The sequence below is a fragment of the Paraburkholderia graminis genome (genome assembly GCF_003330785.1).
In the GTDB taxonomy this organism is placed as follows: Bacteria; Pseudomonadota; Gammaproteobacteria; order Burkholderiales; family Burkholderiaceae; genus Paraburkholderia; species Paraburkholderia graminis.
In genome coordinates, this window is the sequence record NZ_CP024935.1 from 644,157 (window position 1) to 657,468 (window position 13,312).

Here is a 13,312-nt window from a genome sequence, read left to right on the forward strand (position 1 = left end):
AAGTCATGAGTGCAAAGGCCTACTCGCGAGGGCTCGAGAAGAATCCGGCAAACCACGTTCCATTGACGCCATTAACCTTCCTCGATCGAACCGCCGACGTCTATCCGCAACGCACCGCGATCATTCATGGCGAATTCCGGCAGACGTGGGCGACGACGCGCGAGCGTTGCTATCGCCTCGCGTCGGCGCTCGTTCAATTGGGCATCGAGCCGGGCGATACCGTGTCGATCATCGCACCGAATACACCGGCCATGCTCGAGGCGCACTTCGGCGTGCCGCTCTCGGGAGCCGTGCTTAATGCGATCAATTGCCGTCTCGATGCTGACGGCATCGCGTTCATTCTGCGCCACGGCGAATGCAAGCTTCTGCTGGTGGATCGCGAGTTTGCCGCGTTGGTCGAAAAAGCGTTGCAGTCAGTCCCGAATCCGCCGCGTCTCATCGACATCAACGATCATGAAGCGCCCGACGGCGCCGCCATCGGCGAAACCGATTATGAATCGCTGCTCGCGAGTGGCGACCCGGCATTTGCCGGCCGTGGCCCCGTCGACGAATGGACGCCGATCGCGTTGAACTACACATCGGGCACGACCGGAGATCCGAAGGGAGTCGTTCCGAGCCATCGCGGCACGTATCTGATGAGCCTGCTGCAGATGACGAATTGGCCGCTTCCGCGTGCGCCGATTTATCTGTGGACGCTCCCCATGTTCCATGCGAACGGCTGGTGCTTCACATGGGCGATTACTGCCGCGGCGGGAACGCATGTATGCCTGCGCAAGGTCAACGCGGCCAATATCCTTTCCGCGATCGAGAAACATGGCGTCGATCATTTTTGTGCGGCACCAATTGTTCTCGCAGGCATCGCGAGCATGCCGCAGTCGGAGCGTCAGCCGCTGCCGCGTCGCGTGCGTGTTCTCACCGCCGGCTCGCCGGCGCCCGCTGCGGTGCTCGAAGCCGTCGGCGCAATGGGCTTCGACGTCGATCACGTATTTGGAATCACCGAGATCTCCGGCACGCCGATTAGCTGTGCATGGCACGACGAGTGGGATACGTTGCCGCCGGAGCAGCAAGGGAAATTGAAAGCGCGACAAGGCGTACGTGCGGCAGCGTTCGAGAAAATGTCGGTCGCCGATCTCGCGACGCTCGAACCGGTGCCGGCCGATAGCCAGTCGTGCGGCGAAGTTCTCGTCCGCGGCAATACGGTGATGATGGGATATCTGAAGAATGCCGACGCAACCGAAAAAGCTTTCGCCGGCGGCTGGTTTCATACCGGAGATCTTGCGGTCGTTCATCCGGACGGCTATATCCAGATCACGGACCGCTCGAAGGACGTGATCATTTCTGGTGGAGAAAACATTTCATCCGTGGAAGTGGAAGAGGTGATCTATCGCATGTCGGGTGTACTCAATGCAGCCGTGGTCGCGCAGCCGGACGACACATGGGGCGAGACGCCTTGCGCGTTTGTCGAATTGAAGCCTGATGCTCTCGACATAACCGAGCAGGACGTCATATCGTTCTGCCGTGAAAGACTGGCTCATTTCAAATGCCCGCGCCGCGTCGTTTTCGGCGAATTGCCGAAAACCGCTACAGGGAAGATCCAGAAGTTTCGTTTGCGAGAGCAGGCGGGCAGTCGAATCGCGATTACGCGACTGGCGGGATGACGCACGTTGTCTTGCGAAGCCGCCATTCGCTGTGCAGCCAAGCGCGGCTGCAATCACACGCATTAGTAGGTATGCTGATGATTGTGCAAGAGAGACGGAGATAGAGCGTGAAAAGCTTCGTTGGAACAAGCTTCGACATCGGCTCGTACGCGTTAGTTGATGAACCGATGCCGGAGCCCAGTCACGGACAACTGCGCATTCGCATCGAAGCAACGGCTCTGGGTTTCGTCGACGGGCTGATGATGCAAGGCCGCTATCAGATCAAACCGCGCTTGCCTTACGTGCCCGGCGGAGAGATTGCCGGCGTCGTCGACGCTGTGGGTCCGGGCGTGACGCGGCCGCTTGTCGGTGAACGTGTCGTCACCTGGCAGCTTGGCGGCGGCCTCGCGGAATACGTGGTGGTCGATGCCGCTGACGTTGACATCGCCCCGAGCGGGCTACCCATGCCGATCGCCGCGGCCATGCTGGTGGACTATCAGACGGCACACTACGCGTTGTTCGATCAGGGACGTTTGACAGCCGCCGATACGCTGCTGGTGCTCGGAGCGGGCGGCGCGGTGTCGTCCGCCGCCATTCAGCTTGCGGTGCATGCGGGCGCTCGTGTGATTGCGGCGGCATCGAGCGAGTCCAAGCGCAAAGCCGCATGCGAACTCGGCGCCGTGGCCGCGATCGACTACCGCCTTCCCGACTGGCGCGACGCGCTTAGGAGTGTGGCGCCCGAAGGCGTCGACGTCGTGCTCGACCCCGTCGGCGCAAACATGCTGGAGCCTGCGTTCCGCTCGCTTGCGAAAGGCGGCCGCTATCTCGTGATCGGATTTGCGGGCGGCGCGATTCCGTCGCTGCCGGTCAATCTCGCGCTTCTCAAGAACGCCACGCTGCATGGCGTCGATGTGCGCTATTTCCTCGCAACCCGGCCGGAACAGGCGCGGCGCGTACGCGCCGCGCTGTTTTCGATGGTCGCGCGCGGTCATCTTCGACCGCCTGCGACCATCGCTTTCCCACTCGCCAACGCAAGCGACGCTGTGCTCGCAACCTTCGACCGCGAAAGACGCGGGAAAATCGTCGTGCTTCCCGAAGCGGTCGTCGGTTCGAGCGACGCGGGCTAACGCCTGCGCTTCGCTCAGCCGAAGCGGATCAGGCCGTTGCCCGATAACGCTCCGCAGCTTGCGCTTGCCGGATATCGGAGAGCAAACCCTGGCGCGCGGCGTCGAGTGCATCCCAGCGTTCGGCGACGTGAAGCGGCGGTATGGTCACCAACTCGCGGCGGTCGTAGCCGATCAACGCGGCATCCACCAGTTCACCCACTTCCATCACTTCGGGCAGCGTATCGATATCGATGCCGGCGCGCTCCCAAATTTCGGTGCGCGTGGCCGCCGGCAGCACGGCTTGCACATACACGCCTTTGGGCGTCAGCTCCAGGCTCAAGCCCTGCGACAGGAACAGCACGTACGCCTTCGTTGCACCGTACACGGTCATGCCGAACTCGGGCGCGAGACCGACGACCGAGCCGATGTTGACGATCGACCCTTCGCCGGCTTGCGCAAGGCGCGGCGCGATGGCGGCCGCGAGCCGTGTCAGCGCGGTGATGTTGAGCGTCACCAGACGATTGATGGCGTCGGCGCTCTGCTCGACAAAGCCGCCTGACTGCGCAAGGCCGGCATTGTTGATCAGCACGCGAATGTTCGCGTCTTCGCGCAGGCGCGCTTCGACTGCGGCGAGATCGGCGGGCTCCGTCAGATCGGCCTGCAACACGTCCACATCGACCTTCGTTTCGTCGCGCAAGCGGCTGGCCAGCGCTTCGAGCCGCGCCTTGTCGCGCGCGACCAGAACGAGCGGGTGGCCACGGCGCGCAAAACGCTCCGCATAAACGGCGCCGATGCCCGAAGAGGCGCCGGTAATGAGGACAGTGGGCAGGGCTTTCATCTTGGTGTTCCTTGGCTTGAGTGGGGACCGCTGCCGCCCATCAGCGAGGGCGGCGGTGCAGGCTGGCGTTAATAATGATGGTCGTCATCAAAAAAGTCAACGACTTTGATGATGATCGACATCAATGTATAGTTAACACTTTAGCGTGGCGTTAGTCGAAGAGAGGCACCGAACATGAAGGTCACTAAGGCGCAAGCGCAGGCGAACCGGGCGCGCATCGTCGAGACGGCTGCGACGCTGTTTCGCGAGCGAGGCTACGACGGTGTGGGCGTCGCGGACCTGATGGCGGCCGCCGGTTTCACGCACGGCGGCTTTTATAAGCACTTTGGCTCGAAGGCCGATCTGATGGCGGAGGCGGCGGCCTGTGGCTTTTCGGAGTCGGCGGCCGGCAGTGAAGGGATCGACATTGCCGCGTTCATCAAGCAGTACTTGTCCCGCGAGCACCGCGATACGCCCGGCACGGGCTGCACGATGGCGGCGTTGTCCGTGGATGCCGGGCGTCAGCCGGAACAGGTCAAGCAAGCCTTTGCCGACGGCATTGAACGGCTGCTGATGAGCATGGTGAGCAAGCATGGCGCGAGTGGCGCGAGTGGCGCGACTAACGCGACAAGCGCCGCGGCCAAGCGTGAAGCGCGAGCCCGCTCGATCGACGCCATCGCGCAACTGGTGGGCGCGGTCGTGCTCTCGCGCGCCTGTCCCGATGATTCGCCTCTCGCGGACGAAATCCTCCAAGCCTGCGAGTCGGGCGCGCTTTCGCGCCTGTCCGCGCCGAAGAAGAAGCCGTAGCACTCGTCGGCCCAAGGCGCGAACGCTTCGTCAATCTTCATCGACATTCACAATGCGTATCGGGCGCGTCCCGATCTTCGCGCCGGTGACTTCGTCGATCGCAATCGCCTTGATCTCCGTTCCCGTTTCCGCGTCCAGGAAGCGAACCAGCTTGCTATCCCCGCGGTGTTGCCGCCCCCATGCGCCGATGATGAACAGCACCGGCAGGAAGTCCATGCCCGCAGCCGTCAGCACGTATTCGTCGCGCGGCGGGCGCTCCGAATAGCGGCGTTTCTCCAATAGACCTTGTTCCGCCAGCGCGGCCAGACGCCGCGTCAGCATGGTCGGCGCAATGCCCAGACTTTTGCGGAACTGGTCGAAGCGCGTCAGGCCCGCGTGGGCGTCGCGCAAGATCAGGATGCTCCACGCGTCGCCCGCGACAGCCAGGCTGCGCGCAATCGGACACGGGTCATCGCACGAATTGATGTCGTCCATACTATTTTGATAGTGACATGGATTTGATTTCCCAGTATAGTCGATTTCAATTTGATAGTGACGCGGGCGTTCCGCACATGGAGCTTGAAATGACTGACAAAAAGCCGTTGGGTGTCGCCCTTGTCACAGGCGCGTCTTCGGGTATCGGACAGGCCGCCGCGCAGCGATTGAGCGAAGCGGGCTACAAGGTCTTCGGCACGAGCCGGCGGCCAGTGCCTGAGGGCCAGCATCCGTTCGACATGCTGACGCTCGACGTCACCAGCGACGAATCCGTCGACGCCGCGGTCGCCCAGGTTATGCGGCGAGCCGGCCGCATCGATCTGCTCGTGAACAACGCGGGCTTCGGCGTCGCGCCCGCCGGCGCCGAGGAAAGCTCGATTGCGCAAGCCCAGTCGATCTTCGACACGAACTTCTTCGGCGTTGTGCGGATGACCCGCGCGGTCGTGCCTTATATGCGGCGGCAGGGCAGCGGCCGCATCGTCAACATCGGCTCAGTCCTGGGTTTTGTGCCGATGCCGTACGGCGCGCTCTACGCGGCAACGAAGCATGCAATCGAGGGCTATTCCGAATCGCTCGATCATGAATTGCGCGGCTGGGGCATCCGCGTGTCGGTTATCGAACCCGCTTATACGAAGACGCCGTTCGACGCGAACTTCCTCGCACCCGATTCCACGCTCGATGCGTATCGCGAAGCCCGTGCGGTTGTCAGCAAGCGGGTCAATGAGGTGATGGCAACGGCGACTGAGCCTTCGGTTGTCGCTGAAGTCGTGTTGAAGGCGGCAGTCGCGGCGAAGCCGAAGCTGCGCTACCCGGCCGGCGCGCTTGCGAGCCGTCTGCAAATGCTGCGCAGATTCGCGCCGGCCGCGCTCGTGGATGCCGGGCTTCGTAAAGACCTTCGACTCGACACGATACCGGCGTCGCAGTCGGTAAGCCCTCTCTTGCAAGAATGAAAAACATGCAGCGCCAGATCACACCAGGGGACCCGAAAGCATCATGAGAGCATTCATTCTCGAGCGATACGGACGCAAGCATGGCGCGCATATCGCCGACGTGCCGGAGCCGCAACTACGCGACGACGACGTCCTGATCCAGGTCCACGCCGCCAGCCTTAATGTTCTGGATTCGAAAATACGCGACGGCGAATTCAAGCTGATTTTGCCGTATCGTTTGCCGCTGATTCTCGGCAACGATGTAGCCGGCGTGATCGTGCGAGTCGGACCGCGCGTGCAGCGATTCAAGGTCGGCGACGAAGTTTACGCGCGGCCGGATAAGGATCGGATCGGCACGTTCGCGGAACTGATTGCGGTGAAAGAAGCGGACGTGTCCATCAAGCCCAAGACACTCAGCATGGAAGAGGCTGCCTCGATTCCGCTCGTGGGTCTCACTGCGTGGCAAGCGTTGATCGAAAACGCGCAGTTGCGGAAAGGACAAAAGGTCCTGATTCATGCAGGTTCCGGCGGCGTCGGAACGTTCGCGATCCAACTGGCGAAGCACCTGGGTGCATTCGTCGCGACGACAACGAGTACGGCGAACGTGGAATGGGTGAAGGGCCTCGGGGCCGATGTCGTCATCGACTACAAGAAGGACGACTTCGAGAAAACGCTCGCCGGCTATGACGTGGTGATAAACAGTCTGGACGCGGCGACGTTGCACAAATCGCTTCGCGTGCTGCGACCCGGCGGTCGGCTCATCTCGATCTCGGGGCCGCCGGACCCCGACTTCGCAAGAGAGCTTGGTTTGCCGGGCTTCCTCAGACTGGCGACGCGTCTACTCAGTTACCGGATCAGGAAGGCGGCCAAACGCCTGAAAATCAGCTATTCCTTCCTGTTCATGCGCGCAAGCGGCGACCAGCTCGCGCAGATTACATCGCTTATCGAAGGCGGCGTGATACGCCCGGTCGTCGATCGCATCTTTGCATTCGATTCGATCGGAGAGGCGATGGCCTATGTCGATAGCGGGCGCGCCAAAGGCAAGGTGGTTGTCAAAATACGGTGATGGGCGCGCGCATCATTGTTCTTCCACGGTCGCTGCCAGGACAGGTGCCTCCTGGCGGCGGCCGTACCACGAAGCCGCAAGACGTTTTCCCAGATTATTGCCTGCATCTTCGACGAACTTGTTGCTGAGCATCGAGAGCGGAAGAGTGATAATCAAAGTCGACACGCCCAGTAATGAAGCCATGAGCAACGGCTGCTGTTGAACGGCGGATGTTCCGAGAGCTTTTACCACGCAGGCACCGAGACCGAACACGATCGGAAAATGCAGCACGTACACGCTGTATGAAATCGTGCCCATGTACTCGAATATCGGCCGATCCAGAAGCGGCATCCTCCTCTTGTTGTGAAACAGGCAATAGACGATGCCGAAGGCAATCAGAATCTCCATCGTTTCTATATTCTTCACATCAAAGATACCTTCCAGCAGGATGCGCGAATACATTAAGACCGGGATGAGGCCGAGGCCGATCAGGCGGTAACGGAAATGGCTGATTCCGCGCGTGAGCGGAATCAGCGCGCCGAGACCAAAGGCCAATGCATAGTGCAGCGACAGCGTGCGCGGAATCGGAGCGAGCGCGACCAGTGCCAGGAAAACGAGAAACGGCTTGCGCGTGCGCGGGTTTTGCACGAGCAGATAGATTGCCGGGAACAGAACCGAATAAAACAGCTCCACGCGAAGTGTCCACATCGGCCAATTCAAATGGACGTATATAGATGCGAGCGAGAGGCCGACCAGCGGAGCCGAGATCTTTGCAGGGAAGGCGCTCGTCGCCCAGGCGCTATAGGCCGGAGAGGACAGTCCCGTCTTGATGAGCGGCCACAGCGCGAGCGCAAGCGCGATCGACAACCACAACGCGGGATAAATGCGGAAAAATCTTTTTACATAAAACGTCTTGACCCACGACGGCTTATTCGCGGCTGAGCCGCTCATCAACGACAAAGCGAGTACACATCCGCTGAGAACAAAGAAGACTTCGACTGCGGCTTGTCCGTTGAACGTTCTGTCAACGAATATGGCTATCTTGTTCTGAAACGAATCCACGCCGTATCGCGCGGTGATCAGGCGCTGAAGATCGAACAGGGTCCAGACATGAGTTCCTACGACAGCCAGACAGGCCAAACCACGGAGTGAAGTAAAACTCTTGATATTCATTGGCCACTTCCTCCCCGAAGAAGACAAACGCATCCGAGGTCGGGAGACATCGGACAGGATTTAGTGCTTTCTGAAAACTTTCGATGCCGAGGCGGACCCGGCAAGCGGCATGTAGATAGCGGACTAGCGTGGCACTCTTGAGTGCCGTCACGCAGCGGGGGAGTATAGGTTCAATCGATGCGCGCGATGGCTTGTGAGTCTCCATATCGCGAACTGTTGGCGCATTTCGATTAGTGAGTACGGCTTTTTCGGCGGTTGTCGTTTAGTGCGGGCGCGTATCGCGTATAAGTAAAACGCGCCATGTGATTAAGCGCAGTGGCCTTCTGCGCTTAAATCTTGCGACTTCGTTGTTTGCGATAGTTCGCAGTACGCGGATTTTTTTGCTTTGTGGCAGCACTGCGTTCCGTTTGACCCAACGGACTTAAATCAGCACTCCACCAGCGCCTTGACGACGGTCTGTCCTGGCTCCATCAGCTTCGGGAACTCGGTGGGTACATCCGACAAGCTCATTCGGTGCGTATTGAGTGCCTTGTCGGGAATGCGGCCCGCGCGCATCGCTTCGAGAACTGTCTCGAAGTCTTCGGCGGTCGCATTGCGGCTGCCGAGCAGCGTCGCTTCACGCTTGTGAAACTCCGGATCGGAGAAGGTGACCTCGCCGGGTACGATCGAAATCAGCACGTATTTGCCACCGTGAGCAATGAACTGGAAGCCGCGATTCATCGCGTTGATGTTTCCAGTTGCATCGAATACGACGTCGAAGAACTCGCCGCCTGTCATTCCCGCGAGTTCGTCGACGTCGTTCGGTCCGATCTGAACCGCTGAGACTCCGATATGCTCGCGGCAGAATGCGAGACGATCCTCGCGCGTGTCGAGACAGGTGACCTGTGCGCCACGCAGATTTGCGAACAACATGGCCGCCATGCCGATCGGGCCCGCGCCCACGACGAGAACGCGCTGGCCGGCCGACACATCGGCACGGCGCACCGCGTGCGCGCCGATCGCGAGAAATTCGAGCATGGCCGCCTGATCGAGCGTGACGCCTTCGGCCTTATGCACGAACTGCGCGGGCACCGAGAGAAACTCCGTGAGCGCGCCGTCGCGATGCACGCCGAGCACTTTGATATTGACGCAGCAGTTGGTCTTGCCCTGCCTGCACGCGATGCAGCTTCCGCACGACAGATACGGCATCACATAAACGGCGTCGCCGGGCACGACGTGCGCATTGGCATCGGCCTCGGCGACGATGGCCGACAGTTCGTGGCCCATCACACGCGGATATTGCAAGTAAGGCTGGTTGCCGGAATAGATGTGCATATCGGTCCCGCAAATACCCACGCGGCTGACGCGCAAAAGCACTTCGCCTTCGGCACGGTGAGGTGGTTCGCGGTCTTCACGGCGCAGCACGCCAGGCGATTCGCAAATGACGCTAAGCATTTCGGCATCCTCTTGATTGGACTTGTCGATCACCGGACGGCGGATCGACTCTGTAAAAAAACGGCATACGTTGCCGATAAAACGTTGGCGTGGGCACGAAGGTCGTCCGAATGGGCACATGCCGGCGCGCAGCTATAAAGCGCCGCGCCGGCGAACGCTCATCAATAGAGAACGTTCTTTGCCTCGGACGAATCGAGGTTCTGTTTCTCGACCATCATCACTCCAGTGTCGACCTGCTTCGACACAGGCTTGCGCTCGATCACCTTCACGATCGTCTCGATTCCCTTGTAGCCCATCTGATACGAGCTTTGAACCGCAATGGCCTGGATCGTGCCGTCGCGAACAAAGCCCTGCAAATCCTGATTGCCGTCGAAGCCGATGGCGATCACCTTGCCGCTTTTCCCAGACTGTTGAAGGGCGCGTCCCATGCCCACGGCGGTCGGCTCATTCGCGCCGAACACACCCTTGAGGTCGGGATTGGCCGACAGTACATCGGTGGTCTGATTGAGCGCATTCGCCATCTGCGACTGCGAGTAGAACGGGCCGACCAGTTGCAGCTTCGAATGCGCGGCAATGTACTTGCGGAATCCACCGACGCGGCCAACTTCCGATCCGGCGCCCGGCACATATGACATGACCGCCACCTTGCCGGTCTGTCCGACACGGTCGATCATCGCCTTTGCGCAGAGTTCGCCGGCCTTCGCGTTATCGGTCGACAGGAACGACTGGTAGTACTGCTTGCCGGCATCGGACACCGAGGAGTCGATCAGCACCACGGGAATATGGGCTTCCCACGCTTTCTTCATCGCGGGCACGAGCGCATCCGGGTCCGACGGCGCGAGGACGATGCCGGCCACATGCCGGTTCACAGCGTTCTCGACCATATTGACTTCGTCCGCGATAGCCGACTCCGTCGCGGGACCCTGGAAGGTCATCGTGTAGCCCTTCGCATCGGCCATTGCAGCGGTCGCCCCTTTCTGGACGTTCTGCCAGTAGTTTGAGTTGGCCGTCTTCACGATCACGGCAATCTCGCCGCCTGCCGCTTGCGCATACGCGCTGAACATTGCACACATCGCCGCGGCCGCAGCCAGTACGGATACCTTTTTCATGTCTCGCTCCTTGATTTGTGGTTTCAACTGCGTCTTCTGATTACGACTTTATGACTTCCGGTTGCGGAGTTGATCGATCCATACGGTGCCGAGAATCACCACACCGATGATGATCTGCTGGATAAAGCTCGATACGCCGTTCATGTTCAGCCCGTTGCGCAGCACGCCGATCACGAATGCGCCAATGGCCGTGCCGGAAATCGTGCCGACGCCGCCCATCAGCGACGTGCCGCCGATCACCGCGCTCGCAATCGCATCGAGTTCATACATCACACCTTCGTTCGGCTGCGCGGTGACGAGGCGCGACATCAGCACGCAGCCGGTCGCGCCGGCCAGCACGCCGGACAGCACATAGGTGAAAAGCTTGACGCCTTGCACGTTGACGCCGGAAAGCCGCGCTGCTTCCGCGTTCGATCCGACCGCGTAGATATGACGGCCAAGCGAGGTGCGCGAAAGCAGTACCGACACCGCGACGAACAGCACGACCATGATCACGACCGGATACGGAATGCCCGGAAAGACGGTGTCGGGAAAGCCGTCTGCGCCGATGTGAGAGACCTTGAAAAGCGCGCCATTGCCGAGTTCGCCGAAGGCGTCGCCGAGACCGGAGACAGGTCTTGCGCCCGTGATCTGCAACGCGACGCCGCGGGCGACGAGCATCATGCCGAGCGTTGCGATGAACGGCGGCAAGCCCATGCGCGTGACGCAAATGCCGTTGACCCATCCGCAGGCCGCGCCGACCAGCATGCCGCCCAGCATCGCGACGGGCACCGGTACGCCCGCCTTGACGAGCAGCGCGGCCGCGACACCGGCCAGCGCCAGCACCGATCCCACCGACAGGTCGATGCCGCCCGTGATGATTACGCACGTCGCGGCCACGCCGAGATACGCGATCGACGTGACCTGAAGCGCAACGGTCAGCAGATTGCCCACCGAGAAAAACGCGGCACTGGTCAGCGAAAACGCGACGACCAGAACTGCGAGACTCCCGAGCGCCGCGAATTTCTGGATCAGGTCGCGGCGTCTCTGGCGCGCCTGCTTCTCGATGGCCTGCTCGCGGCCCGATGTGATCTCAAGCATGACTTCTCCCTGATGCATGGTGCAAGATCTCCTCCTGATTCGTTTGTCTTGTCTCGAGGACCGCGGTAATGCGCCCTTCGTGAAATACGGCAATGCGATCGGTCATGCCGAGCAGTTCCGGCAACTCCGAACTGATCAGCACGACGCCGACGCCTTTGGCGGCCAGTTGGTCCATCAGCGTATAGATCGCGTACTTCGCGCCGACGTCGATGCCCCGCGTCGGCTCGTCGAAAAACAGGATGCGCGAGCCGCGGTACAACCATTTGCCGATCACGATCTTTTGCTGATTGCCGCCGGACAGGTTCCGCGTAATCTGCCTGACCGTCGGCGTGCGGATCGCGAGTTCGCGAACGTAGCGTTCCGCGATTGCCGTCTCTTCGGCGAAACGCAAAAAGCCGCGCGACGAGATGGCGCGAACGTTGGTAAGCGTGATGTTTGCCGACACCGGCATCGACAGCGCGAGGCCGTCTTTCTTGCGGTCCTCGGACAGATACGCGATGCCGTGACGAATCGCTTCGCGCGGTGAGCGGATTTCGACCGGCGTGTCGCCGAGCAGAATCGAGCCCGAGTCGGGCCGCTCGGCGCCGAAGATCGCGCGGGCGACTTCGGTGCGTCCCGCGCCCATCAAGCCCGCGAAGCCGAGAATTTCGCCCTTGCGCAACTCGAACGAGACCGGGCCGAACGTGCCCGCTCGCTGCAGATCGCGCACCCTGAGCAGAATGTCGTTCGTCGGAGTGGACTGACGCGCGGGATAGGCGTCGTCGAGCGCGCGGCCCACCATCCGCGCGACGATTTCATTCACGTTGGTCGCCGCGAGATCGGTCGTTGCGATATGACGGCCATCGCGCAACACCGTGACGCGATCGACGATCTCGGCCATTTCGTCGAGCCGATGCGAGATATAAAGAATCGCGACACCGTCGGCGCGCAGTTCTTTAATGATGCGGAACAACTGCACCGTTTCCGATTCAGTCAGCGACGACGTCGGCTCGTCCATGATGAGCACGCGCGCATTCAGCGACAGTGCCTTCGCGATTTCCACCATCTGCTGCTGCGCAATCGACAGCGCGCCGACCAGCGTAGTGGGCGACACGTTCAGCGCGATGCGTTGCAGCAGGCGCTGCGCGTTGGCGTTCATCGTCCGGTAGTCGACGAACGGGCCGCGCTTCGGTTCGCGCGCAAGGAAGATGTTTTCCGCGACGGACAGATGAGGCACCAGGTTCAGTTCCTGGTGAATGATCGCGATGCCGGCCGCCTGCGCCTCCGAGGTGGAAGAGAACTGCACGGGCGCGCCGTCGTAGCACATCACGCCATCGTCCGCGTGATATTGACCGCTGATGATTTTCATCAACGTCGACTTGCCCGCGCCGTTCTCGCCGCAGATCGCGTGCACTTCGCCGGAGCGCAGATCGAGATCGACGCCGTCGAGCGCCACGACGCCGGGGAAACGCTTGCCCACTCCCTTGAGTTGCAAGACCTCCCGGGGAACTGGCGGCTCAGGCGCCTGGCCTGGCCGCGGCTGCGCGGTCGTTTGTGTCAATCCCGTCTCCATTTGTTCAGGAATCTGCGAGTCGGCACACAGGAACGGAATCCCGCCGACTGGTCAGTCCAATTTGAGCAAATTAGAGCGCATAACCGCTTATCTGGTCAAGCCAATTCAGCGTTGCGCAACTGGTCATTCCAATAAGGGAAACCCTGAGT

At 61.0% G+C, this 13,312-nt stretch carries 12 protein-coding genes; 5 read left to right on the forward strand and 7 right to left on the reverse strand.

Annotated features, from left to right (window positions below; genetic code table 11):
• Positions 1 to 5 precede the first annotated feature (5 nt).
• The gene (locus tag CUJ91_RS21070) at positions 6 to 1,658 is read left to right on the forward strand and encodes an AMP-binding protein (RefSeq protein WP_114157034.1); all 1,653 of its coding nucleotides are present in this window, start codon (positions 6 to 8) and stop codon (positions 1,656 to 1,658) included.
• A 107-nt stretch (positions 1,659 to 1,765) separates the two neighbouring features.
• Entirely contained in the window at positions 1,766 to 2,764 is a 999-nt protein-coding gene (locus tag CUJ91_RS21075; protein WP_114157035.1) for an NADPH:quinone oxidoreductase family protein, read from the forward strand.
• 28 nt (positions 2,765 to 2,792) lie between these two features.
• Here CUJ91_RS21075 and CUJ91_RS21080 read toward each other — a convergent pair whose 3' ends face one another.
• Positions 2,793 to 3,581: an SDR family NAD(P)-dependent oxidoreductase gene (locus CUJ91_RS21080; protein WP_006052093.1), complete on the reverse strand. Its 789-nt coding sequence runs from the start codon at positions 3,579 to 3,581 to the stop codon at positions 2,793 to 2,795.
• 174 nt (positions 3,582 to 3,755) lie between these two features.
• Here CUJ91_RS21080 and CUJ91_RS21085 point away from each other — a divergent pair, with 174 nt between their 5' ends.
• Positions 3,756 to 4,367 carry a TetR/AcrR family transcriptional regulator gene (locus CUJ91_RS21085; RefSeq protein ID WP_029966068.1) on the forward strand — a complete coding sequence of 204 codons (612 nt, stop codon included), beginning with the start codon at positions 3,756 to 3,758 and terminating at the stop codon, positions 4,365 to 4,367.
• Between the two features lie 30 nt (positions 4,368 to 4,397).
• Here CUJ91_RS21085 and CUJ91_RS21090 read toward each other — a convergent pair whose 3' ends face one another.
• On the reverse strand, positions 4,398 to 4,841 hold the full coding sequence (locus tag CUJ91_RS21090; protein WP_006052095.1) for a winged helix-turn-helix transcriptional regulator: 444 nt from the start codon (positions 4,839 to 4,841) through the stop codon (positions 4,398 to 4,400).
• An 89-nt stretch (positions 4,842 to 4,930) separates the two neighbouring features.
• Between CUJ91_RS21090 and CUJ91_RS21095 the strand changes: the two genes are divergently transcribed.
• Together CUJ91_RS21095 and CUJ91_RS21100 are read left to right on the forward strand one after the other, a co-directional pair.
• On the forward strand, positions 4,931 to 5,791 hold the full coding sequence (locus CUJ91_RS21095; RefSeq protein WP_114157036.1) for an oxidoreductase: 861 nt from the start codon (positions 4,931 to 4,933) through the stop codon (positions 5,789 to 5,791).
• 43 nt (positions 5,792 to 5,834) lie between these two features.
• Positions 5,835 to 6,836, forward strand: coding sequence for an NADP-dependent oxidoreductase (locus CUJ91_RS21100; RefSeq protein ID WP_114157037.1), 1,002 nt, complete (start codon positions 5,835 to 5,837; stop codon positions 6,834 to 6,836).
• A gap of 12 nt (positions 6,837 to 6,848) precedes the next feature.
• On the opposite strand, the gene CUJ91_RS21105 is transcribed toward CUJ91_RS21100, so the two are convergent.
• The 5 genes from CUJ91_RS21105 to CUJ91_RS21125 form a co-directional block, all read right to left on the reverse strand.
• Positions 6,849 to 7,988, reverse strand: a complete 1,140-nt coding sequence (locus CUJ91_RS21105; RefSeq protein ID WP_053859376.1) for an acyltransferase family protein — start codon at positions 7,986 to 7,988, stop codon at positions 6,849 to 6,851.
• Positions 7,989 to 8,414: 426 nt separating this feature from the next.
• Positions 8,415 to 9,422 (reverse strand): zinc-binding alcohol dehydrogenase family protein, encoded by a 1,008-nt coding sequence (locus CUJ91_RS21110; protein ID WP_114158017.1) that lies wholly within the window; start codon positions 9,420 to 9,422, stop codon positions 8,415 to 8,417.
• A gap of 161 nt (positions 9,423 to 9,583) precedes the next feature.
• Complete coding sequence (locus tag CUJ91_RS21115) at positions 9,584 to 10,531, reverse strand: ABC transporter substrate-binding protein (RefSeq protein WP_006052100.1); 948 nt, start codon at positions 10,529 to 10,531, stop codon at positions 9,584 to 9,586.
• 48 nt (positions 10,532 to 10,579) lie between these two features.
• A complete protein-coding gene (locus tag CUJ91_RS21120; RefSeq protein WP_053859375.1) occupies positions 10,580 to 11,611 on the reverse strand; it encodes an ABC transporter permease in 1,032 nt (343 codons plus the stop codon).
• Positions 11,604 to 13,163 carry a sugar ABC transporter ATP-binding protein gene (locus tag CUJ91_RS21125; protein ID WP_244231067.1) on the reverse strand — a complete coding sequence of 520 codons (1,560 nt, stop codon included), beginning with the start codon at positions 13,161 to 13,163 and terminating at the stop codon, positions 11,604 to 11,606. The genes CUJ91_RS21120 and CUJ91_RS21125 overlap by 8 nt, the downstream gene beginning before the upstream one ends.
• Positions 13,164 to 13,312: the final 149 nt, after the last annotated feature.